19 protein-coding genes are annotated in these 24,069 nt (G+C 54.8%); 11 read left to right on the top strand and 8 right to left on the bottom strand.

Features of this window, described 5'->3' with window-relative positions:
• Window positions 1-35: 35 nt before the first annotated feature.
• The 4 genes from glyQ to AO242_RS20820 are packed head-to-tail and all read left to right on the top strand — an operon-like array spanning window position 36 to window position 4,423.
• Window positions 36-989 (top strand): glycine--tRNA ligase subunit alpha, encoded by a 954-nt coding sequence (gene glyQ, locus AO242_RS20835; protein ID WP_020292021.1) that lies wholly within the window; start codon window positions 36-38, stop codon window positions 987-989.
• Window positions 986-3,040: a glycine--tRNA ligase subunit beta gene (glyS, locus tag AO242_RS20830; protein WP_099270204.1), complete on the top strand. Its 2,055-nt coding sequence runs from the start codon at window positions 986-988 to the stop codon at window positions 3,038-3,040. Before glyQ ends, glyS begins: the two co-directional genes overlap by 4 nt.
• Window positions 3,041-3,054: 14 nt before the next feature.
• Complete coding sequence (gmhB, locus tag AO242_RS20825) at window positions 3,055-3,606, top strand: D-glycero-beta-D-manno-heptose 1,7-bisphosphate 7-phosphatase (protein ID WP_027901572.1); 552 nt, start codon at window positions 3,055-3,057, stop codon at window positions 3,604-3,606.
• Between the two features lie 46 nt (window positions 3,607-3,652).
• On the top strand, window positions 3,653-4,423 hold the full coding sequence (locus AO242_RS20820; RefSeq protein ID WP_099270203.1) for a lysophospholipid acyltransferase family protein: 771 nt from the start codon (window positions 3,653-3,655) through the stop codon (window positions 4,421-4,423).
• Between the two features lie 350 nt (window positions 4,424-4,773).
• Here the strand turns inward: AO242_RS20820 and AO242_RS20815 are convergent, their stop codons facing one another.
• Entirely contained in the window at window positions 4,774-5,685 is a 912-nt protein-coding gene (locus tag AO242_RS20815) for an alpha/beta fold hydrolase (RefSeq protein ID WP_099270202.1), read from the bottom strand.
• 106 nt (window positions 5,686-5,791) lie between these two features.
• On the opposite strand from AO242_RS20815, the gene AO242_RS20810 reads away from it, so the two are divergent.
• Window positions 5,792-6,763 carry an AraC family transcriptional regulator gene (locus AO242_RS20810; RefSeq protein WP_099270201.1) on the top strand — a complete coding sequence of 324 codons (972 nt, stop codon included), beginning with the start codon at window positions 5,792-5,794 and terminating at the stop codon, window positions 6,761-6,763.
• 68 nt (window positions 6,764-6,831) lie between these two features.
• Here the strand turns inward: AO242_RS20810 and gyrB are convergent, their stop codons facing one another.
• Genes gyrB through dnaA form a run of 4 tightly spaced genes read right to left on the bottom strand, consistent with a single transcriptional unit; the run spans window position 6,832 to window position 13,037 of the window.
• Window positions 6,832-9,249, bottom strand: a complete 2,418-nt coding sequence (gyrB, locus tag AO242_RS20805; protein WP_027901575.1) for a DNA topoisomerase (ATP-hydrolyzing) subunit B — start codon at window positions 9,247-9,249, stop codon at window positions 6,832-6,834.
• Between the two features lie 4 nt (window positions 9,250-9,253).
• A complete protein-coding gene (recF, locus tag AO242_RS20800; protein ID WP_099270200.1) occupies window positions 9,254-10,357 on the bottom strand; it encodes a DNA replication/repair protein RecF in 1,104 nt (367 codons plus the stop codon).
• 20 nt (window positions 10,358-10,377) lie between these two features.
• Window positions 10,378-11,481 carry a DNA polymerase III subunit beta gene (dnaN, locus tag AO242_RS20795; RefSeq protein ID WP_027901577.1) on the bottom strand — a complete coding sequence of 368 codons (1,104 nt, stop codon included), beginning with the start codon at window positions 11,479-11,481 and terminating at the stop codon, window positions 10,378-10,380.
• A gap of 38 nt (window positions 11,482-11,519) precedes the next feature.
• Window positions 11,520-13,037 carry a chromosomal replication initiator protein DnaA gene (gene dnaA, locus AO242_RS20790; RefSeq protein WP_099270342.1) on the bottom strand — a complete coding sequence of 506 codons (1,518 nt, stop codon included), beginning with the start codon at window positions 13,035-13,037 and terminating at the stop codon, window positions 11,520-11,522.
• A 585-nt stretch (window positions 13,038-13,622) separates the two neighbouring features.
• Between dnaA and rpmH the strand changes: the two genes are divergently transcribed.
• From rpmH to mnmE, 5 genes are all read left to right on the top strand, one after another.
• Window positions 13,623-13,757 carry a 50S ribosomal protein L34 gene (rpmH, locus tag AO242_RS20785; protein WP_003213577.1) on the top strand — a complete coding sequence of 45 codons (135 nt, stop codon included), beginning with the start codon at window positions 13,623-13,625 and terminating at the stop codon, window positions 13,755-13,757.
• 16 nt (window positions 13,758-13,773) lie between these two features.
• On the top strand, window positions 13,774-14,175 hold the full coding sequence (gene rnpA / locus AO242_RS20780) for a ribonuclease P protein component (protein ID WP_099270199.1): 402 nt from the start codon (window positions 13,774-13,776) through the stop codon (window positions 14,173-14,175).
• A complete protein-coding gene (gene yidD, locus AO242_RS20775) occupies window positions 14,168-14,413 on the top strand; it encodes a membrane protein insertion efficiency factor YidD (RefSeq protein WP_027901580.1) in 246 nt (81 codons plus the stop codon). Before rnpA ends, yidD begins: the two co-directional genes overlap by 8 nt.
• A gap of 2 nt (window positions 14,414-14,415) precedes the next feature.
• Window positions 14,416-16,098 (top strand): membrane protein insertase YidC, encoded by a 1,683-nt coding sequence (gene yidC, locus AO242_RS20770; RefSeq protein ID WP_099270198.1) that lies wholly within the window; start codon window positions 14,416-14,418, stop codon window positions 16,096-16,098.
• A 78-nt stretch (window positions 16,099-16,176) separates the two neighbouring features.
• The gene (mnmE, locus tag AO242_RS20765; RefSeq protein WP_099270197.1) at window positions 16,177-17,547 is read left to right on the top strand and encodes a tRNA uridine-5-carboxymethylaminomethyl(34) synthesis GTPase MnmE; all 1,371 of its coding nucleotides are present in this window, start codon (window positions 16,177-16,179) and stop codon (window positions 17,545-17,547) included.
• 55 nt (window positions 17,548-17,602) lie between these two features.
• Here mnmE and AO242_RS20760 read toward each other — a convergent pair whose 3' ends face one another.
• From AO242_RS20760 to AO242_RS20750, 3 genes are all read right to left on the bottom strand, one after another.
• On the bottom strand, window positions 17,603-20,044 hold the full coding sequence (locus tag AO242_RS20760; protein ID WP_099270196.1) for a TonB-dependent siderophore receptor: 2,442 nt from the start codon (window positions 20,042-20,044) through the stop codon (window positions 17,603-17,605).
• Between the two features lie 96 nt (window positions 20,045-20,140).
• A complete protein-coding gene (locus AO242_RS20755; RefSeq protein WP_099270195.1) occupies window positions 20,141-21,115 on the bottom strand; it encodes a FecR domain-containing protein in 975 nt (324 codons plus the stop codon).
• Entirely contained in the window at window positions 21,085-21,594 is a 510-nt protein-coding gene (locus AO242_RS20750; RefSeq protein WP_099270194.1) for a sigma-70 family RNA polymerase sigma factor, read from the bottom strand. Before AO242_RS20750 ends, AO242_RS20755 begins: the two co-directional genes overlap by 31 nt.
• A gap of 577 nt (window positions 21,595-22,171) precedes the next feature.
• On the opposite strand from AO242_RS20750, the gene mnmG reads away from it, so the two are divergent.
• Window positions 22,172-24,064, top strand: a complete 1,893-nt coding sequence (gene mnmG, locus AO242_RS20745) for a tRNA uridine-5-carboxymethylaminomethyl(34) synthesis enzyme MnmG (RefSeq protein WP_099270341.1) — start codon at window positions 22,172-22,174, stop codon at window positions 24,062-24,064.
• Window positions 24,065-24,069 lie beyond the last annotated feature (5 nt).

Genomic DNA, 24,069 nt, shown 5'->3' with positions numbered 1-24,069 from the left:
CTCTTTAAATCGCAGCCCCAGTACAGGTGAATTTCGTGAGCCAGCCTACGCCAGCCGTGCGTACCTTCCAAGACTTGATCCTCGCCCTCCAGCAATACTGGGCCGAGCAAGGTTGTGTGGTACTTCAGCCCTACGATATGGAAGTAGGCGCCGGCACTTTCCACACCGCCACGTTTCTGCGCGCCGTAGGCCCGGAAACCTGGAACGCAGCCTACGTACAGCCAAGCCGCCGTCCTACTGACGGCCGGTATGGTGAAAACCCGAACCGCCTGCAGCACTACTATCAGTTTCAGGTGGTCCTCAAGCCAAACCCGGACAACTTCCAGGAGTTGTATCTGGGCTCGCTGAAGCATGTCGGTCTGGACCCTCTGGTCCACGACGTGCGCTTCGTTGAAGACAACTGGGAATCGCCAACACTGGGCGCCTGGGGTCTGGGCTGGGAGATCTGGCTCAACGGCATGGAAGTGTCGCAGTTCACTTACTTCCAGCAAGCGGGCGGCATTGAATGCTATCCGGTGACCGGTGAGATCACCTACGGCCTTGAACGTCTGGCGATGTACCTGCAGAACGTTGACTCGGTCTATGACCTGGTCTGGGCTGACGGTCCATTCGGCCGCGTGACTTACGGCGATGTGTTCCACCAGAACGAAGTGGAGCAATCGACTTACAACTTCGAGCACGCGAACGTCGACAAGCTGTTCGAGCTGTTTGATTTCTACGAAAGCGAAGCCAAGCGCCTGATCGAACTGGATCAGCCGCTGCCGCTGCCAAGCTACGAAATGGTTCTGAAGGCTTCCCATACCTTCAACCTGCTGGATGCCCGTCGCGCGATTTCGGTAACCGCTCGTCAGCAGTACATCCTGCGCGTTCGTACCCTGGCTCGTTCGGTCGCCCAGGCTTATCTGATGGCTCGCGCCAAGCTGGGCTTCCCGATGGCTCCACCTGATTTACGTGATGAAGTGCTGGCCAAGCTGGAGGCGCAACAATGAGTGCTCAAGATTTTCTGGTTGAACTGGGCACCGAAGAGCTGCCGCCAAAAGCGCTCAACACGTTGGCTGACGCCTTCCTGGCCGGCATCGAAAAAGGCCTGCAGTCTGCAGGCCTGACGTACAGCGCCAAGCAGGTTTATGGCGCACCGCGTCGTCTGGCTGTATTGATCACCGACCTGTCCACGCAGCAGCCTGATCGCAGCATCAACCTTGACGGTCCGCCACGTCAGGCGGCTTTTGACGCTGAAGGCAACCCGACTCAGGCAGCCCTGGGTTTTGCCAAGAAGTGCGGCGTTGATCTGAGCGAAATTGATCAGAGCGGCCCCAAGCTGCGTTACAGCCAGAGCATCGCAGGTAAACCCACCGCGAGCCTGCTGCCGACTATCGTTGAAGACTCCCTGAACGACCTGCCGATTCCCAAGCGCATGCGCTGGGGGGCTCGCAAGGAAGAGTTCGTGCGTCCAACCCAGTGGCTGGTCATGCTGTTCGGCGATCAAGTCATCGACTGCACAATCCTGGCTCAAACTGCAGGCCGGGAATCACGTGGTCACCGCTTCCACCATCCGGAAAGCGTTCGCATCACCTCGCCAGCCAGCTACCTGAGCGATCTGCGCAATGCGTACGTATTGGCTGACTTCAACGAACGTCGCCAACTGATCACCAAGCGCGTCGACGAGCTCGCGACCCAGCACGAAGGCACTGCCATCGTGCCGCCAAGCCTGCTGGACGAAGTGACTTCGCTGGTCGAGTGGCCGGTTCCGCTGGTGTGTTCGTTCGAAGAGCGCTTCCTGGAAGTGCCGCAAGAAGCCCTGATCACCACCATGCAGGACAACCAGAAGTATTTCTGCCTGCTGGATGCCGACGGCAAGTTGCTGCCGCGCTTCATTACCGTTGCGAACATTGAAAGCAAAGACCCGCAGCAGATCGTGCTGGGTAACGAGAAGGTTGTTCGTCCGCGTCTGACCGACGCCGAGTTCTTCTTCAAGCAGGACAAGAAGCAGAAGCTGGAAACCTTCAACCAGCGTTTGCAGAACGTCGTGTTCCAGGCTCAACTGGGCAGCGTTTTCGACAAAGCTGAACGTGTTTCGAAACTCGCTGCGTTCATTGCTCCACGTATTGGTGGCGACGCTCAACGTGCAGCCCGTGCCGGGCTGTTGTCCAAGTGCGACCTGGCCACGGAAATGGTTGGCGAATTCCCTGAGATGCAGGGTATCGCTGGTTACTACTACGCCAAGGCTGACGGCGAAACCGACGATGTAGCTCTGGCATTGAACGAGCAGTACATGCCGCGCGGTGCTGGCGCTGAACTGCCAACGACCTTGACCGGTTCGGCAGTGGCCATCGCTGACAAGCTGGACACTCTGGTCGGTATCTTCGGTATTGGCATGCTGCCAACCGGCAGCAAAGACCCGTACGCACTGCGTCGTGCCGCGCTGGGCATCCTGCGCATTCTGATCGAGAAGCAACTGGACCTGGACCTGATCGAAACCGTGAAGTTTGCGGTGGGCCAGTTCGGTGCCAAGGTCAAAGCTGCCGTTCTGTCAGATCAGGTACTGGAATTCATCTTCGACCGCCTGCGTGCGCGTTACGAAGACGAAGGCGTTGAAGTGGCGGTTTATCTGTCGGTTCGTGCCCTGCAACCAGGCTCGGCGCTGGATTTCGATCAACGTGTTCAAGCCGTTCAGGCGTTTCGCAAACTGCCGGAAGCTGCCGCGTTGGCTGCAGTGAACAAGCGCGTTTCGAATCTATTGAGCAAGGCTGAGGGCAACATTGCCCAGACCGTCGAGCCCAAATACTTCGATAACGCTAACGAGTTCTCGCTCTATTCGGCGATCAAGCAAGCGGATCAAGATGTTCAGCCAATGGCAGAAGCTCGTCAGTACAGCGAAACCCTCGCGCGTCTGGCAGCCCTGCGTGAACCGGTTGATGCCTTCTTCGAGGCTGTAATGGTCAACGCCGAGGACGCCAACGTACGGGCCAACCGATATGCGCTGCTGGCGCGTCTGCGTGGCCTGTTCCTGGGTGTCGCTGACATCTCGTTGCTGGGCTGAGGAAGGGGCACATCGTGAAGTTGCTGATCCTTGATCGGGATGGAGTCATCAACCATGACTCCGACGCTTACATAAAGTCGGTGGCGGAGTGGATTCCGATTCCTGGCTCGATCGAGGCCATTGCGCAACTGAGCAAAGCCGGCTGGACCGTTGCAGTCGCAACCAACCAGTCCGGCATCGCCCGAGGTTATTACGACCTCGCGACCCTGGATGCCATGCACGCTCGTCTACGTGCGTTGGTGGCGGAGCAGGGGGGCGAGGTCGGTTTGATCGTCTATTGCCCACATGGGCCCGATGAAGGCTGCGATTGCCGCAAGCCGAAACCGGGCATGCTGCAGACCATCGCCCGGCACTACCAGGTGGAGCTGGCGGGACTATGGTTTGTAGGTGACAGCAGCAGTGACCTCAAGGCCGCACTGGCCGTCGACTCACAACCGGTTTTGGTAAAGACCGGCAAAGGTGAGAAAACACTGGCCGGTTCGCTGCCCGCCAGTACGTTGGTTTTTGACGATCTCGCGGCCGTTGCCGCAGAACTTATCCACAATAGCGCTCCGCAAAACAACTAGCGGTACGCTTGATGAACGGGCACTTGCCCGTACGGTAAATGCAACTATGTCGATCATCCAGGCAATCAGGACCGTTCTCTTCTACCTGTTGCTAGGCACCAGCTCTTTGCTGTGGTGCACGTTAAGCTTCTTTATCGCACCGTTCCTGCCCTTCAAGGCTCGCTATCGTTTCATCAACGTTTACTGGTGCCGCTGCGCAATCTGGTTGACGCGCGTATTCCTCAACATCCGGGTTGAAGTGACCGGCGCAGAAAATGTCCCCAAGACGCCCTGCGTGATCATCTCCAACCACCAGAGCACGTGGGAGACGTTCTTCCTGTCACAGTACTTCTCGCCGCTAAGCCAGGTGCTCAAGCGTGAACTTCTGTATGTCCCGTTCTTTGGCTGGGCAATGGCCATGCTGCGTCCTATCGCAATTGATCGTGAGAACCCAAAAGCTGCACTCAAGCAAATCGCCAAGAAGGGCGATGAGTTGCTCAAGGATGGCGTCTGGGTACTGATCTTCCCCGAAGGTACACGTGTTCCGTTTGGCCAGGTCGGTAAGTTTTCTCGCGGTGGCACTGCGTTGGCGGTCAATGCAAACCTGCCCGTGCTGCCTGTTGCACACAACGCTGGCAAGTACTGGCCGAAGGAAGGCTGGGCGAAAAAGCCAGGCACTATTCAGGTCGTTATCGGCGAACCGATGTACGCAGAAGGCGAAGGCCCACGTGCGATTGCTGCGCTCAATGATCGAGTTCAGATCTGGAACGAAGAGACTCAGAAAGCCTTGGGTTCAATCACCGCACCGGTGTCGAGCAAGGAAGAAGCCGTTATCTGAGTTTTGTGGATAACCTGTGCACTGTTTTTGCGTTTTTCATAAAAATCGGCGGCAAGCCCTTGGATTCACTGCTTATTTCCGATGCTCATTAAAGAGCCAAAAAAGTGCATAAGTTTTTATGAGCTTCTAGAACCGACCTCTTGGGGTCGGTTTTTTTATGTCTGGTTTTGAGTACTCCTCACAGCGACTTTTGACGCGGCTCTGATGGACCATACCCTATCAAGCGATCCCTCTGGGCGAATCACTGCCCCTACCAAATAGACGTTCCACGTGGAACATATCCTCATACAAGCCCTGGCTTGAGGATCGCAACAGCCGCGAAGCGATCCGTTACTACGGTTTAAATGCCGTCACTTACTCGATGTCGGTGACGCCATGAACGTCGATAAATCGTGATTGAAACGCGACGATTCTTCCAGGAACGGAGCATGGCCTGAGTTCTCATATACCTTTGTCTGAACGCGAGGATTCAACTGCTTTGCGCGCGCGATAGAGGGTTGAACATTGACGAGCTGGTCCTTTGCGCCATACAGCATCAAGACGGGCACCTTCGCCTTGGGTATCCCTTCTGCAGCGGCCACGGTCATTGACGGAGTTGCACGTGTCATTGTCCAGGACGCCATCGCAGCATTCGACAACAGCAATTCGAAAGTCGGCACGTCCGGCTGGGTGTGGAAGCAAAGAGCGAGGAATGCTCGTATGGCCTCCAGGTGTGTCTTGAGATCATCAGACGCCAGGCCTGCATACACCTCCGGGTGTGAGGTAATCAACGCGGCGTTAAGCTCGATCACGCCATCGACATACATGATTCCACCGAGATCAGCGTCACCATAAGCCGCCAAGTAATTGGATATGACCACTCCCCCCAACGACCAGCCAACGAGCACCGGGTGCTTGCTACCAGTCGCCTTGAGAACAGCAGCCAGATCATCTGCAGATCGACGCCCTATGAGATACGCGTTGGAATCGTCAGGCTTGTCGGAAAGGCCATGGCCTCGCAGGTCATAGGTCACCATGCGGTAGCGTTGCAGTTCCGGACTGCTCGTCTGCTTTTCCCAATTCAGGCGGCTACCGAGTAAACCATGAATGAAGATGATCGCTGGGCCGTCTGGGTTACCTGCCTCCTGAACGGCGATCCTCACGCCGTCCGGAGCGGTTACCGTGTAGCTCTTGTCGGCTGCGAAAGATAGAGAAGAAAGTGCTGCCAATAGCGCTATCGCCCAAGCGCTGCCTAACAATCGACTACAAAAACGGTGGTTCATGAGATGCCTCCAATGCTCAAAGTTGAGCATTGAAGTCTAGGTAGGCGGCATAGGACGGTCTATGATCTGAGCTCTGTAGATATTGATCAATCGTCCTGGAGTGATAATGGCTTTGCCTATTCAACCTGATCCAAGTGAGCTGATCAGCGAATTGTTATCAGGCATGCGTCTTGTGGGCGTACAGTTTCGCAGAATAGAAGTCCGAGACTTTCCGAGGATGGGTTTCAGTAACTCAGTGGGTCGCGCGCAGTTTCACTTCGTAGGACGCGGGCCAGTCTGGCTGCGTAGCCCTGACAACAACCTGTATCGGATGGATACGGGGACCGCAGTCCTGATACCTCACGGCGGACTCCATGCGATTTTGTCTTCAGAGAGAACGCCTTCATCCCAGGTAAAGTCGTTCGCCTTTGACTCTTTTAGCGGAGAGCAGGGTGGCGGTTGCCAAGGTCCGGTTATTTTCAGCTGCTGCATGGAACTGGAGCTCGGTGGCATGCAGCCGCTGGTTGCCGCCATGCCGGAGGTATTACTGGCGAGCACGCTGTCGCAGGCGTCACCCGAAATCTGCCCCATGCTGGACGCGATGGAGCGTGAATCTTTGACGTTAAAAGCCGGCCACTTGGGTATTCTTGCGCGCCTCGCCGAAGTGGTAGCTGCACTTGTTATAAGGGATTGGGTGGCAGATGGATGCGGTGGTGCAGCAGGATGGTTAGGTGCGTTACAGGATCCTCGGCTGAGTAAAGCCCTTGTAATGATGCACAAACACCCCGCTAGAAGTTGGACAGTAGCATCTCTGGCAAGCGAAGCAGGGCAGTCGCGCTCTGTTTTTGCCCAGCGTTTTCTTCATGCTACTGGTGTCTCTCCGCTTCGCTACCTCACGGATTTGAGGATGCGCCTGGCTCTGGTTAGCCTGAGTCGCGAGCGGCAGCCAATAGAAACCATCGCAAGCCAGTTAGGTTACGGTTCACTGGCCGCCTTTAGCCGAGCGTTCAAACGCTCGGTGGGTGTGTCCCCAGGCACGATCCGCGGCTCCAGTGAAGCTCTGAACCCGCCTGTATACCCAGATAATTCAACGCCATAAAAAAGCCAACCCGGAGGTTGGCTTTTTCGTGGCGTAGTGAAAACGGCCGTTTCCGGCCACAACCTGATTTAGAAATCCAGGTTGGAAACCGCCAGAGCATTGCTCTCGATGAAGTCACGGCGAGGTTCTACCGCATCACCCATCAAGGTATTGAAGATCTGGTCTGCACCGATAGCGTCTTCAATAGTGACCTTGAGCATCCGGCGAACCGACGGATCCATCGTGGTCTCCCACAGCTGATCAGGGTTCATCTCACCCAGACCTTTGTATCGCTGGATGGTGTGGCGCTTGGTGCTTTCAGCCATCAACCAGGCCAAGGCTTCCTTGAACTCGGTGACCTGCTTCTTGCGCTCGCCACGTTGAACGTAAGCACCTTCTTCCAGCAGCGTACTGATCTGCAGGCCCAGGGCGGTTACGGTCTTGTAGTCGTTACTGCCAAAGAAATCACGGTTGAAGGTCACGTAGTTGGACAGACCGTGGGAGATCAGTTCGACCTCTGGAAGCCAGACATTACGTTCGCGATCTTCACGCAGGCTGGCTTTATAAACCAGACCCGACTTCTCTCCAACACGCAGACGGGCGTCAAACAGCGCCAACCAGGCTTGCATGCCTTCGTGATCAGACAGCTGCTCAAGAGTGACAGGAGGCAGGTAAACGAAGTGCTCGGTCAGTTCCTGAGGATACAAGCGCGACAGGCGCTTGAGGGTCTTCATCACCATCCGGAAATCGTTGACCAGACGCTCCAGCGATTCGCCGGAAATACCAGGTGCAGACTCATTCAGGTGCAGGCTCGCATCTTCAAGAGCCGACTGGGTCATGTATTCTTCCATGGCCTCGTCGTCTTTGATGTATTGCTCTTGCTTGCCTTTCTTGACCTTGTACAGCGGCGGCTGGGCGATGTAGATATAGCCACGCTCAATCAGTTCTGGGAGCTGACGGAAGAAGAAGGTCAGCAGCAGCGTACGGATGTGCGAACCGTCGACGTCAGCATCGGTCATGATGATGATGTTGTGATAACGCAGCTTGTCGATGTTGTACTCATCGCGGCCGATACCACAGCCCAGGGCGGTGATCAAAGTACCTACTTCTTGCGACGAGATCATCTTGTCGAAACGTGCTTTCTCGACGTTAAGGATCTTACCCTTGAGTGGCAGGATCGCTTGGGTTTTACGGTTACGTCCCTGCTTGGCTGAACCGCCAGCAGAGTCACCTTCCACGAGGTACAGTTCGGAAAGGGCAGGGTCTTTTTCCTGGCAGTCAGCAAGTTTGCCGGGCAGACCAGCAATATCCAGTGCGCCTTTACGACGGGTCATTTCGCGAGCTTTACGAGCAGCTTCACGCGCGCGTGCAGCGTCGATCATCTTGCCAACAACCGCCTTGGCTTCGTTCGGGTTTTCCAGCAGGAAGTCAGAGAAGTATTTACCCATCTCTTGCTCTACTGCAGTTTTAACCTCGGAAGAAACCAGCTTGTCTTTAGTCTGCGAGCTGAACTTCGGATCCGGTACTTTCACGGAAATAATCGCAGTCAGACCTTCGCGCGCATCGTCACCGGTGGTCGCAACCTTGTGCTTCTTGGCCAGACCTTCCTGCTCAATGTAAGCGTTGAGGTTACGCGTCAGCGCGGAGCGGAAGCCCACCAGGTGAGTACCGCCGTCGCGCTGTGGGATGTTGTTGGTGAAGCACAACAGGTTCTCGTTGAAGCTGTCGTTCCACTGCAAAGCGATCTCGACGCCAATGCCGTCGTCGCGCTGAATATTGAAGTGGAATACCTGATTGACCGCAGTCTTGTTGGTGTTCAGGTATTCAACGAACGCACGCAAACCGCCTTCATACTTGAACAGCTCTTCCTTGCCGCTGCGCTCGTCTCGAAGGACGATGCCAACACCGGAGTTCAGGAAGGAAAGCTCACGAATCCGCTTGGCCAGAATATCCCAGCTGAAGTGGATGTTCTTGAAGGTTTCAGCGGAAGGCTTGAAGTGGATCTCGGTGCCGGTCGTGTCGCTGTCACCCACAATACGCATCGGCTCCTGTGGAACACCGTGAACGTAAGTTTGCTCCCAGATCTTGCCGCTACGACGCACAGTCAACAGCAGCAATTCGGACAAGGCGTTAACTACAGAAACACCCACGCCATGCAGGCCGCCGGATACTTTGTAGGAGTTGTCGTCGAACTTACCACCAGCGTGGAGCACGGTCATGATGACCTCTGCTGCCGACACGCCTTCTTCTTTGTGCACGTCTACCGGAATACCGCGACCGTTGTCGCGGACCGTAATGGATTCGTCCGGGTGGATGGTGATAGTGATGTCATCGCAGTGGCCAGCCAGTGCTTCGTCGATCGAGTTATCAACAACCTCAAACACCATGTGGTGTAGACCGCTGCCATCGTCAGTGTCACCGATGTACATTCCGGGACGCTTGCGTACGGCATCTAGTCCTTTCAGTACCTTGATACTGGAGGAGTCGTACGTTTGGTTTTCGCTCATGCAATCACTCCCGATGATCGTGGGTCTGGGTGATACGGCCTTGTTCCACGTGGAACAAAGCGACTGGCGTTTCCGTTTGCCAGCCGTCCCTCAGTAATTCGTGGTCTACACAGGTGATAAAAACCTGGCAGCGTAAGTCTTCAAGCAAGCGGCAAAGCGCGCGGCGATGCTGGTCATCCAGTTCAGACGGTAGATCGTCAACAAGGTAAATACATTGGCCACGACGAGCCTGGCTAACGAGATGCCCTTGAGCAATACGCAGTGCGCACACCACCAGTTTCTGCTGACCACGCGACAAGATATCTGCCGCATTATGCGCGCCTAATCTAAGTCGCAAATCAGCTCGCTGTGGTCCTGCTTGCGTATGACCCATCTGTTGATCGCGATGGAGGGAAGAGGCGAGCACAGTGCTCAAGTCTTTTTCCTTGTCCCATCCACGGTAGTAACTCAGGGTCAAACCTTCGAGTTCAACCAGCTCACTTAGAGTCTGTTCGAAAACGGGTTTTAAGGCCTTGATGTATGACCGCCGATACTCATCAATTTCATCGCTGGCCAGGCACAGCTCCCGGTCCCATGCCGCTTGCGAAGCGCCGTCAAGTGTACCATGCCGAAGCCACGAGTTACGCTGCTTGAGGGCCTTCTGGAGGCGCTGCCAAGTCGCCATAAAACGAGGTTCCACGTGGAACACTCCCCAGTCCAGAAACTGCCTGCGAATCTTCGGCGCGCCTTCGAGAAGACGGAAACTGTCCGGGTTGATAAGTTGCAGAGGCAGAGTTTCAGCAAGTTGCGCAGCGCTACGAGCGTTCTGCCCATCTATCCGTATTTGAAAATCCCCCTGACGATCACGTGAAACACCCAGATTGCTATGCCCACCTTCAACCAGATCGACCTGACCAAAAACCGTACACGCGGGTTGTTCGTACTGGATAACCGGTAACAGTCGAGCGCTGCGAAATGAACGGGCGAGGCCAAGCAAATGGATGGCTTCCAGCACGCTGGTTTTGCCACTGCCATTATCGCCGTGAAGGATGTTGATACGGGGGGAGGGGGAGAAGGTCACCGGGTACAGATTGCGCACCCCGGTGACCGAGACGCGACTAAGAGACATCTAGCTTCTGCTGAACATGGTTACAGGCGCATCGGCATAACTACGTAAGCGGAGTCGTCATTATCCGATTCCTGTACCAACGCGCTGCTGTTGGAGTCAGACAGAATCAAACGAACCTGCTCGGTAGTCATCACGCCCAGTACGTCGAGCAGATAGCTGACGTTAAAACCGATCTCCAGCGAAGCGCCGTTATAGTCGACGCTGATCTCTTCTTCAGCTTCTTCCTGTTCAGGGTTGTTCGCCTGGATTTTCAGCTGACCGCTGGCCAGTTGCAGACGGATTCCGCGGTATTTCTCGTTGGACAGAATCGCCGTACGGCTGAACGCTTCACGCAATGCCTGACGATCACCCAATACAAGCTTGTCGCCACCCTTGGGCAGCACACGCTCGTAGTCCGGGAATTTACCGTCAACCAGCTTGGAGGTGAACGTGAACTCGCCAGTGGTCGCACGAATGTGATGCTGACCCAGGACGATACTCACAATGCCATCTTGCTCAGTCAGCAGGCGAGCCATTTCCAGAATGCCTTTACGCGGCACGATTACCTGGTGACGATCAGCCTGTTCGATATCAGCGGTCATGGAGCACATGGCCAAACGGTGACCGTCGGTAGCGACGGCGCGAAGCACACCCGCGCTAACTTCCAGCAGCATACCGTTGAGGTAATAACGAACATCCTGCTGAGCCATGGCGAAGCTGGTGCGCTCGATCAGACGACGCAGCTTGCTTTGAACCAGGTTAAAGGTCAGCGAACCAGGACCTTCTTCAACAGTCGGGAAGTCATTGGCGGGCAATGTCGACAACGTGAAGCGGCTACGACCAGCCTTGACGATCAGCTTTGCATCATCAACCTTGATATCGATCAGCACGTCGTTCGGCAGGCTTTTGCAAATGTCCATCAGCTTGCGGGCAGGGACAGTGATCTCGCCCGGTTCAGCAGGTTCTTCAAGTTGAACACGACCAACGAGTTCGACTTCAAGATCAGTGCCGGTCAACGAGAGCTGCTGCCCTTCGACGACCAGAAGCACGTTGGAGAGCACCGGCAGGGTCTGGCGGCGTTCGACCACGCCGGCGACCAATTGCAGGGGTTTCAACAGGGCTTCGCGTTGAATGGTGAAATGCATGGTCTAGTCCCTTGCCTTAATAAGCTGCGCTGATGTCATCAAGTGGTCAGTGTACGCAGCAGGTTCTTGTAGTCCTCGCGAATATCCGCGTCGGATTCTTTCAATTCATTGATCTTTCGGCAGGCGTGCAAAACGGTTGTGTGATCACGACCACCAAACACATCACCGATTTCCGGCAGACTGTGGTTAGTCAGTTCCTTCGACAATGCCATCGCCACCTGACGCGGCCGGGCTACAGATCTGGAACGACGCTTGGACAACAGGTCGGAAATCTTGATCTTGTAATACTCGGCGACGGTGCGCTGGATGTTATCCACACTCACCAGTTTGTCCTGCAGTGCCAACAGGTCCTTCAACGACTCGCGGATCAACTCGATAGTGATATCACGCCCCATGAAGTGCGAGTGAGCGATAACACGCTTTAGCGCGCCTTCAAGCTCACGCACGTTGGAGCGAATGCGTTGTGCAATGAAGAACGCTGCATCGTGAGGCAGATCGACCTTTGCCTGATCCGCTTTTTTCATCAGGATCGCGACGCGGGTTTCAAGCTCCGGAGGTTCGACAGCAACTGTCAGGCCCCAGCCGAATCGCGACTTCAGGCGCTCCTCGAGCCCCTCAATTTCCTTCGGATAACGGTCGCTGGTCAGAATGACCTGCTGACCGCCTTCGAGCAGAGCATTGAAGGTGTGGAAAAACTCTTCCTGGGACCGTTCCTTGCGGGCAAAGAACTGAATATCGTCGATCAGCAACGCATCGACTGAGCGATAGAAACGTTTGAACTCGTTGATCGCGTTCAACTGCAACGCTTTGACCATGTCGGCGACAAAACGCTCCGAATGCAGGTACACAACCTTCGCGTTCGGGTTCTTCTTGAGAAGATGATTACCCACAGCGTGCATCAAGTGAGTTTTACCCAGACCAACGCCACCATAAAGGAAGAGCGGGTTGTAACCATGCTTGGGGTTGTCAGCTACCTGCCAGGCCGCAGCCCTGGCCAGTTGGTTGGACTTACCCTCAACGAAGTTCTCGAACGTGAATGTGCGATTCAGATAGCTCGTGTGCTTAAGCGCGCCTTCTACCTGAACCGTGCGCTGTTCAGCACGAGCAGGAGCCTGCTGGGAACTGGCACCCGCCATTGGATCGAAACTGTCACGAGAGGGTTCATCGTTAATCTGTGATGGCTGCTGAACCGGCGCTGGAGCAGCCACTTGAGCGGGTGCAGGAGCCTGGCTAACAGGCTGGCTCGCAGCCATTGCCTGCGAAGCCGCTGCAGCCAATGGGGCGTTCGGCGCTGCGCGGGGAGCGGAACTGCGCTTGCTGCCTATTAATAGAGAAAGCGCAGGCGCCATCCCCTGACCGTGCTCACCCAACAGTTCAAGCAAACGACCGAGGTACTTTTCGTTTACCCAGTCGAGAACAAAACGGTTCGGTGCATAGACACGCAACTCGTCGCCTTCGGCTTCAACCTGTAGCGGACGGATCCAGGTGTTGAATTGCTGGGCAGGCAGCTCATCGCGCAAAAGCTCTACGCACTGCTGCCAAAGTTCCAATGACACGGACATCCCCTAGGTTAAAAGCCGGTGAGGCAAAAACAGCCGCCATTGTACCGACCGCGTCAGTACTTATCCACATGTAGGTGATCAGTCGAACGGGATAAATCAGATATTCAGCTACCATCAAGCCGACCAATGGCATGTGCATAAGCTCTGTGGATAACCCGGCCTCAGCCCGTTGCATAACCCAGGCCTGAAATCTGTGGATAAGCGGCCTGTGGATAAAACACCATTCCACACACAGGTTTTCCGACAGCGCAGCACAGGCAGAGCACCGTTTCTCGACAGTATTGTCATTCTCTGTACATCTTGATTTAAAAGGCTCTCAGCAGGTTATCCACAGTGAAGGGCTTGCCTTGCTTTAATAAGCTCTATAAAGAAGCTTTAAATACTTCTCTTCTTTATTTCTATATCTGGGCATGACGCAAAACCTCAGGTCCCTGGGAAAAGTGATCCAGAACCGGTTACATAACTAAATGAAGGAAACGCTGGTTGGAAATTGACCTAGAGGCTTGCTTTCTCTAGAATCCCCGGTCTCTTAAAACGGGGGCCATTCCGGCCCGTTGTGGACGAACCAGGTAACACGCCATGAAACGTACTTTCCAACCAAGCACTATCAAACGCGCTCGCACTCACGGCTTCCGTGCTCGCATGGCCACCAAGAACGGCCGCGCCGTACTGTCGCGTCGTCGCGCCAAAGGTCGCGCGCGTCTGGCAGTTTGATAATCCGGCACTGGAGGTGAGTCAGGACTTCAGTCGGGAAAAGCGTTTGCTTACCCCCCGGCATTTCAAGGCAGTCTTTGACTCCCCTACCGGCAAGGTTCCGGGGAAAAATCTCCTGCTCCTTGCGCGCAATAACGACCTTGATCATCCCCGTCTGGGGCTGGTTATCGGTAAAAAGAGCGTCAAACTCTCCGTTGAGCGCAACCGCTTGAAACGCCTGATGCGCGAATCATTTCGCCACCACCAAGACAACTTGGTCGGGTGGGATATTGTGATTGTCGCGCGTAAAGGCTTGGGTGACGTAGAAAGCCCCGAATTGATTCAGCATTTCGGCAAGCTATGGAAACGCTTGGCACGCAGCCGGCCGGCTCCAGAAGCAAAAACCGAAACTGCAGGGGTAGATAGTACCGATGCGTAAACTGGCACTCGTTCCGATCCAGTTCTATCGCTATGCCATTAGCCCGCTAATGGCCAGTCACTGTCGTTTCTACCCCAGTTGCTCCTGCTACGCGTATGAAGCCATTGAAAATCATGGTCTTCTGCGCGGTGGCTGGCTGACCTTTCGTCGCTTAGGTCGCTGTCATCCGTGGAATCCCGGTGGTTATGACCCGGTTCCGCCTGTCCCTACCTCCCGTTCTTCTTCGATGGCCGAGTAATCATGGATATTAAACGCACGATCCTGATCGTCGCCCTGGCAATCGTGACCTATGTCGGGGTTCTGAAATGGAACCAAGACTACGGCCAGGCCGCCATGCCGACTCAGAATGTTGCTGCCAGCACCCCTGCACCGGGTATTCCGGACACGGCTACTGGTGCAAAACCTTCTGCGAGTGCCGATGTTCCTAGCGCAAATGGCGAAGTGGCTGCACCGCTGGAAACTCCAGTAGCTGTCAGCAAAGACCTTATTCAGGTCAAAACCGATGTGCTCAGCCTGGAAATCGATCCAGTCGGCGGCGATGTCGTTCAGCTGAGATTGCCTCTGTATCCACGTCGTCAGGACCATCCTGACGTGCCATTTCAGTTGTTTGATAACGGTGGCGAACGTACCTTCCTGGCGCAAAGCGGCCTGACTGGCAACAACGGTCCCGATGCACGCCCGGCTGGTCGTCCGGTTTACTCGTCTGCACAGAAGAGCTATCAACTCGCCGATGGCCAGGAAAATCTGGTTGTCGACCTGAAGTTCACCGACAACGGTGTCAACTACATCAAGCGCTTTACCTTCAAGCGCGGTTTGTACGATCTGGTTGTGAGTTATGAAATCGACAACCAGAGCGCTCAGCCTTGGTCGGGCAACCTGTTTGCCCAACTGAAACGTGATGGCAGCGATGATCCTTCCTCCACAACTGCCACCGGTACCGCGACCTATCTGGGTGCCGCACTGTGGACAGCCGGCGAGCCTTACAAAAAAGTGTCGATGAAAGATATCGACAAGGCTCAGCTCAAGGAAACCGTCCAGGGTGGTTGGGTTGCATGGTTGCAGCACTACTTCGTAACCGCGTGGATCCCGAGCAAGGACACTGCCAACGCAGTTCAGACTCGTAAAGACAACCAAGGCAACTACATCATCGGTTTCACTGGCCCGGCTGTAACTGTTGCACCGGGTAGTAAAGGTGAGCTGAGTGCCACGTTGTATGCGGGTCCAAAAAGCCAGGCAGTACTGAAAGAGTTATCCCCAGGTCTGGAATTGACCGTCGACTACGGCATTCTGTGGTTTATTGCACAGCCTATCTTCTGGTTGCTGCAACACATCCACGCCATTGTGGGTAACTGGGGCTGGTCGATCATCTTCCTGACCATGCTGATCAAGGGTCTTTTCTTCCCATTGTCGGCAGCCAGCTACAAATCCATGGCTCGCATGCGCGCAGTTGCACCAAAACTTGCAATCCTGAAAGAGCAGCATGGCGACGATCGTCAGAAAATGTCGCAGGCAATGATGGAGTTGTACAAGAAAGAGAAGATCAACCCGCTGGGTGGATGTTTGCCAATTCTTGTACAAATGCCGGTGTTCCTGTCGCTGTATTGGGTTCTGCTTGAAAGCGTCGAGATGCGTCAGGCACCTTGGATTCTGTGGATAACTGACTTGTCGATTAAAGACCCGTTCTTTATCCTGCCGATCATCATGGGCGCTACCATGTTCATCCAGCAGCGTCTGAACCCGACTCCGCCGGATCCGATGCAGGCCAAGGTCATGAAAATGATGCCAATCATCTTCACGTTCTTCTTCCTGTGGTTCCCTGCTGGTCTGGTTCTGTACTGGGTTGTGAACAACACCCTGTCGATCGCTCAACAGGCATACATCACTCGCAAGATCGAAGCGGCGACCAAAAAAGCCGAAGCTTGATCTAACCTGTGAATAAGTTTGACAAGGCGCCCCCTAGTGGGGCGTTTTGCTATCCGCTATTTGTCCTGGAGCCGGACCATGAATGCCCCACGTGAAACCATCGCAGCCATCGCCACCGCACAAGGCCGAGGCGGGGTAGGCATCGTGCGTATTTCCGGGCCACTTGCCGCCAAAGCCGCCTCAGCTATCACAGGCAGAACCCTGAAACCTCGATTTGCTCATTACGGTCCGTTTGAAGATGGCGCCGGGCAGGTTATCGATGAGGGGATTGCGCTTTATTTTCCGGGTCCTAATTCGTTCACAGGCGAAGACGTGCTCGAGCTCCAAGGCCACGGCGGCCCCATTGTTCTGGATATGTTGCTGCAGCGCTGTCTCGAATTGGGCAGCCGTCTGGCCAGACCCGGCGAATTCAGCGAACGGGCTTTCCTCAATGACAAGCTGGATCTGGCCCAGGCCGAAGCCATCGCTGATCTGATTGAGGCCAGTTCGGCACAGGCTGCACGCAACGCACTGCGCTCTTTACAGGGGGCTTTTTCGCGCCGTGTGGATAACTTGACTGAGAAGTTGATCAGCCTGCGTATCTATGTCGAAGCTGCCATCGACTTCCCCGAGGAGGAAATTGATTTCCTGGCGGACGGTCACGTGCTGTCCATGCTCGATGCCGTGCGCGATGAGTTATCCACAGTGATGCGTGAGGCCGGGCAAGGTGCCCTGTTACGGGATGGCATGACCGTAGTGATCGCCGGACGTCCTAACGCGGGTAAGTCCAGCCTGCTGAACGCGCTGGCGGGTAAAGAAGCAGCCATCGTTACAGAAATTGCGGGCACCACCCGGGATATTCTTCGTGAACATATCCACATTGATGGCATGCCCCTGCACGTCGTCGATACTGCCGGGCTGCGCGATACTGAAGATCAGGTCGAGAAGATTGGAGTACAGCGTGCGCTGAAGGCTATCGGCGAAGCTGATCGCGTGCTGCTGGTGGTGGACGCGACTGCACCTGAGGCACTCGATCCCTTTTCGCTATGGCCAGAGTTTCTGGAGCAGAGGCCGGATCCAGCCAAAGTCACCTTGATCCGTAACAAGGCAGATCTGAGTGGAGACACCATCCAGTTGCAGACCAGTGATGATGGCCACGTCACCATTAGTTTGAGTGCCAAGTCTGCCGGTGAAGGCCTGGATTTATTACGCGAGCATCTCAAAGCCTGCATGGGCTATGAGCAAACCTCGGAGAGCAGCTTCAGCGCTCGCCGACGTCACCTGGAAGCGTTGCGCCATGCAGGTGACTCGCTTGAGCACGGCAGGGCCCAGCTGACATTGGCAGGAGCGGGTGAGTTGTTGGCAGAAGATCTACGCCAGGCTCAACAGTCTCTGGCGGAAATTACCGGCGCATTCAGTTCGGATGATCTGCTTGGCAGGATTTTCTCCAGCTTCTGCATCGGAAAATAGATAGGGAGCGTTGGCCACTGGGGATAACTCGACAGTGGCCAACTTATCCACAACCCTACCAGTTGTAGCTGACGGTTCCCAACAGCGTCCGACTGTCTCCCCAGTAACAGCGTCCCGCGTCGTTGCATCCCGACACGTATTCCTTATCGAAGAGGTTCTTGGCGTTTACGTCCACTGACCAATTTTTGTCTATCTGGTAGCCAATATTGGCGTCTACCAATGTCACGTCGCCGGCATCGAGTTTTCCGTACAGCGCCGTCGGGGTGTAGGAGAAGGTGCTGTCGAAATAACGGATGCCTGTACCCACATGCAGCCCGTCCAGATAGCCGTTCAGGAAACGGTATTTAGCCCAGGCTGATGCCTGATTGCGCGGAACGCCTGTGATCTGGTGCCCTTCAATAAGTGAACTTGGCGCATCTTTGGTTACTTTCGCGTCGGTGTAAGAATAGGATGCGGTGATATTCAGGTTTTGGCTGATATCACTGTTGATCTCAAGCTCAACGCCTTTGGAGCGACTTTCCCCAACCTGTCGGTAACTGGCACTGGCCGTATCGAAGTAGGTGTCGTCCTTCTTGCGCAGATCGTAGACGGAAGCCGTAAGGGCGGTGTTCCAACCGCGAGGCTCGTATTTCAAACCCACTTCATACTGACTACTGGTAATAGGGTCCAGCGGAGCACCACCGTTGGATATCTGTTGTACAGGGACAAAAGCAGTCGAGTAGCTGACATACGGCGTCAGGCCGTTGTCGAACTGGTACATGACCCCGCCCTGGTAAGTAAACTTTTTGTCGCTGGCGCTAAGGTCGCCAGCCGGGGCCAGCTTGTTGCGGAAGTCGCTGTCGACCCAATCCTGACGGCCACCCAACAAAAAGATCCATTGATCGTATTTGCTCTGGATCTGCCCGTACACCCCCTGCATCTGTTGTTCAAGAAGCGTGTTCTGTACAGGACTGGATGTCACTGGATCCCCCGTGTAAACAGGATCATAAATATTGATGCGGCCCGCGAAGCCGGCATCCCAGTCCTGACTGAATGATGTGCGGTCAACACTGACACCAAACAGGACGGTGTTCTCCAGACCACCGCTGTTGAATTTACCTTCCAGCTGGTTATCCAGTGAGTAAACCATTGATTTGTTATAGCGATCATAGGCCATGACGTTCAGCTGGGTACCGAACCCGGCGTTGTCGAGACTCCCCGGCCAGGTCTCATGCCGGGTGATGCGCGACTGCATGTATCGCGAGTTCTGCCGGAATTGCCAGTCATCGTTGAAGCTGTGGCTGAACTCATAGCCCGCACTCCACATTTCACGTTCGAAAGTGTTCCAGTCCGGAACGCCGAGCATTGTGTCCTTGTCCAGCTTGCCATTCGGGTTGCGCAACAAAGTGCCCGCAGCTGGCAATCCCAACTCCATATTGGTGTGGTCTTTCTGATAGCTACTCAGCAGAGTCAGGCTGTTGTAATCATCGAAATTCAACGTCAACGAAGGTGCGATGTAGAGTCGATCATCGGGGACGTGATCTGTCTGTGTGTCAGCATTACGCCCGAGCATGACCACTCGCCCCAGAACATTACCGCTTTCATTCAAAGGGCCGGAGATATCCACACCCAATTGCCGACGGTTGTTGGAGCCGTAGCTGAGCTGGACCTCGCCCTGGGAATTGTCGGTCGGCCGTTTACTGACCAGATTGACCAGACCGCCTGGCGCATTTTCGCCGTAGAGAATCGACGATGGCCCGCGGAATATCTCGACTCGTTCAAGTCCGTAAGGCTCAGTGGTGGTGTCATAACGATTGCCCTGCACACGCAAACCGTCACGCATCAAGCCATAACCGTAGTCGGTGGCATTGAAACCCCGGATGAAGAACAGGTCGCCCGCCAGGTTGTCACCCGCAGCGAAAGGCGGCGCAAAAATACCCGGCACATAACCTAATGCCTCTGTAAGAGTCTGGGTTTTCTGATCCTTCATGCGTTGCGCAGTGACTATCGAAACCGAGCGTGGTGTTTCGGCAAGTGGCGTGCTGGTTTTAGTTCCCACCCGACTGTTTTCAGCCTTGTAGCCACGATCCGGTAACTCGAAACCCCCGGATTGGGTGCTGTCTATGTTCGTCGGCGATAAAACAATCGACCCATCATCAGGCACGGATTGCAGGACATAGCTGCCAGGAGATTGCGCGACTAGCTGCAGCTTCGCCCCCTGCAGCAGGGCCGAGAAACCTTGTTCTATTGAATAGTTACCGCGCAAGCCCGGGCTTGTGCGGCCGATTGTCTGTTGCGGAGAGAATGAAAGGATCACATGGGAAGCCGACGCGAACTGATTCAATGCGCTATCCAGCGGCCCCGCGGCGATGTTGTAGTTTTGAACAGCAGAGGCAGCCATGACGCTGGTGGTTGTCAGTGCGCACCCAATGCCACCGGCCGCCAGCAGCAAGCTATAGCCGATACATTGTCGAGAAAGGTGCTGCCGGGCATGGAGCGGAAGAGGTGGGAAGCGCATTGTTATTAAAGACCCCGAGGTGATGAATTCGCATTTACCTGTAGGGCCGTGCCTGAACTAAAAAAGATAACCCTCGCTGAGAAAATTTTTTCAGCGTCAGACGATACGCTTCACAGACACCCAATAACGGGTGAAGTAACTCACCCGAATAGGAAGCGTCGCTTGTAGATTGGCCAGGACTGCTTCTGTAGCGTCCACACGAAATGCACCAGACACCCGCAAGCTGGCTGCCTGTTCATCGCACTGCATTACGCCGGGGCGATATCGGGCCAACTCCTTGATGACATCCCCCAGCCGCGCATCCAGAACAACTAGCTGGCCATCGAGCCACGCCGTCTCGGCCTGTGGATAAATACGGGTTGGGCCAACCCCTTCAGTGTAGAAATCCACCCCTTGACCCACTGTTAACAGGCTCGGCGAGGTTAATGAACGGGCAGGCTGAATGCTGACGCGATCCTCCAGCACCCCGACTCGAGTGCCATATTCCATTTGCCTGACAACGAATCTGGTACCAAGAGCCTGCACTCTTCCGTCTCGAGTTTCGACATAGAACGGCCGGGTATCCCCTAGCTTGCCGGTACTAATCATAATTTCACCGTCACGCAGGTGGATCAGCCGCTGCTGGCTATCAAATGCAACGTCTATCGCAGTATCGGTGTTCAGCTCGATTTGAGTGCCTTCCGCCAGCTCTACATGTCGACGCTGACCCACCGGCGTGCGGTAGTCAGCTCCCATATTTTTCAGCGCAGTGTGCTGTTGAATATTCCAGCCAGCATAGCCGGTACCTGCCAAAGCCAGCATTAACTTGAGCACCTGCCGACGTTGCTGAGGGGCAGATAAAACGCGGCGGGTCAGGTCAGGAGACAAGCCGCCAAGGCCTCGTTGCAGTTGCTCCATGCGTTCCCAGGCAATCCGGTGGGCAGGGTCGCTTTCCAGCCAGCGACGCCAGGCTGTCTGGTCTTCCTGAGTCAAAGGTTCACTCTGAAAGTGCACATACCAACTGGCGGCAGCCTCGAATACCGTGCGGTCTGGGACGGGACTCACGACATCTGCGCCACGAGCATCGTGCATTCAGTAAGGGCGCGGATCATGTGCTTTTTCACCGTCGTCAGGGACACCTTTAACTGAGTCGCGATCTGTTGATAAGTCAGCCCATCAATCTGCGAAAGAACAAAAATGTGCTTGGTGCGGGGCCCAAGATCGCTCAACGCTTTATCCACAGCCATTAACGTCTCAATGATCAACGCCTTGTCTTCTTCGCTGATCACCGTAGTTTCCGGCCTGTCCGCCAGTGTCTGCAGGTAAGCCTGTTCAATCGTCCTGCGCCTGTAACGGTCAATCACCAGTCCGCGAGCCACCGTAGCCAGGTAATCACGTGGCTCACGTATGGGCGCGGTATTGGTAGAACCAAGAATACGAACGAAAGTGTCCTGGGCTACATCGGCGGCATCGCACGCGTTGTTCAGTCTGGCCTTAAGCCAGGCGTTCAACCACGAGTGATGCTGCTCATATATGCACTGCACGGCGACCGTATGGGAGTAGGAGGGCATGGCGACAAGGTATGTGAATGATAATAGCTATTATTAGCTTTTGTCTGGGGAACTCACAATAGCTGTGTTTTAACCATTTCAGTCACGGCCTGGGACCTGGATTTTTCATTTGAGACTGCCTTTTCTCGATTACATCACTCGCCAGCCATTAATAAATGTCATTGCCCGCCATGGATGGGAGCGAATTTCACACATTAAGCTCTGTGGATAACGACCATTAAGGGCGGTTGATAACAGGGGTTGAAATCTGAGCATAACCCCCTCTGTGGACAACTAGGGTTTTAATCCACAGGCTAAAGTCGGTTATCCAGAACCCTCACGAGCACATGAACACAGACTTTTGATTCTCTGTACATATTGAAATACGTGGTCTGTAACAATCTATCCACAGAAAATTGCCTCTGTATAAATAGCATTTAAAATAAGGTTTTATAAATCTTCTTTCTTTTTAATTTCTATATCTGAGACTTTTCCACAGCTGGTTAATTTTTGTGCAACGGGTTCCTTTCAGGGGGGGTAAGTCCCTATACTTGTCAGCTATCCCAATTTCCCATCTAGAACAGGCACGAGGTGCGTGGTGGATTTCCCTTCCCGTTTTGAAGTGATCGTCATCGGTGGCGGTCATGCCGGTACCGAGGCCGCACTGGCGTCGGCACGTATGGGTGTAAAAACCCTTTTGCTGACCCACAACGTGGAAACGCTGGGTCAGATGAGCTGCAACCCTGCTATTGGCGGGATTGGTAAAAGTCATCTGGTCAAGGAAATCGACGCCTTGGGCGGCGCTATGGCTATGGCCACGGACAAAGGTGGTATCCAGTTCCGCGTGCTGAATAGCCGTAAAGGCCCTGCAGTCCGGGCCACTCGTGCACAGGCAGATCGTGTTCTGTACAAAGCGGCAATTCGCGAAACCATCGAAAATCAGCCAAACCTGTGGGTATTTCAACAAGCCTGTGATGACTTGATCGTTGAGCAGGACGAGGTACGCGGTGTTGTGACCCAAATGGGTCTGCGTTTCATGGCCGATTCGGTTGTGCTGACGACCGGCACCTTCCTAGGTGGACTTATCCACATCGGAATGCAGAATTATTCAGGCGGTCGCGCAGGCGATCCGCCGTCAATCGCACTGGCACATCGTTTACGTGAGTTACCGCTACGAGTGGGTCGCCTGAAAACCGGTACTCCTCCGCGTATCGATGGTCGTTCGGTCGATTTCTCGGTCATGACAGAACAGCCGGGTGATACACCGATTCCGGTCATGTCGTTCATGGGCTCCAAGGAACAACACCCATCGCAGGTCAGTTGCTGGATCACTCACACCAACGCCCGGACTCACGAAATCATTGCGGCGAACCTTGATCGTTCGCCCATGTATTCCGGCGTTATCGAAGGTGTGGGTCCACGCTATTGCCCATCGATCGAAGACAAGATTCATCGATTTGCCGACAAGGAAAGCCATCAGGTTTTCATCGAACCTGAAGGCCTGACCACGCATGAGCTGTATCCGAATGGCATTTCGACTTCGTTGCCGTTTGACGTGCAATTACAGATCGTTCGTTCGATTCGAGGCATGGAAAATGCCCACATCGTGCGCCCTGGCTATGCCATCGAATATGATTACTTCGATCCACGCGATCTGAAGTACAGCCTCGAAACCAAAGTCATCGCGGGTCTGTTCTTCGCAGGACAAATCAACGGTACGACCGGTTACGAAGAAGCCGGTGCTCAAGGTTTGCTGGCCGGGACCAATGCCGCTCTCCGTGCCCAGGGCAAGGAAAGCTGGTGCCCGCGTCGCGATGAAGCGTACATAGGCGTGCTTGTGGATGACTTGATCACGCTGGGTACCCAAGAGCCGTACCGGATGTTCACGTCTCGTGCCGAATACCGCTTGATTCTGCGTGAAGACAACGCGGACTTGCGCCTGACCGAAAAAGGCCGCGAGCTGGGTCTTGTCGATGATCAACGCTGGGCTGCGTTCTGCGCCAAACGCGAAAACATCGAACTGGAAGAGCAGCGCCTGAAAAGCACCTGGGTACGTCCGGGTACTGAGCAGGGCGATGCCATCGCCAGTCATTTCGGCACGCCGTTGACTCACGAATACAACCTGCTCAACCTGTTGACCCGACCGGAAATCGACTACGCCAGTCTGGTTTCCCTCACTGGCCATGGCAGCCCTGATCCGCAAGTCGCTGAACAGGTTGAAATCAAGGCTAAGTACGCGGGTTACATCGACCGTCAGGTCGACGAAATCGCCCGTTTGCGGGCCAGCGAAGACACCAAACTGCCGCAAGACATCGATTACATGACCATTTCCGGTCTGTCGAAAGAGATCCAGAGCAAGCTGGGGATAACTCGTCCGGAAACGCTGGGGCAGGCTTCGCGAATCCCGGGCGTTACGCCGGCAGCGATTTCGCTATTGATGATTCACCTGAAAAAACGCGGCGCTGGCCGTCAGTTGGAGCAAAGCGCTTGAGTTCT

The organism is Pseudomonas sp. ICMP 561, from assembly GCF_002699985.1.
Classification (GTDB): Bacteria; Pseudomonadota; Gammaproteobacteria; order Pseudomonadales; family Pseudomonadaceae; genus Aquipseudomonas; species Aquipseudomonas quasicaspiana.
This window is presented reverse-complemented; position numbering and strand designations above follow the sequence as displayed.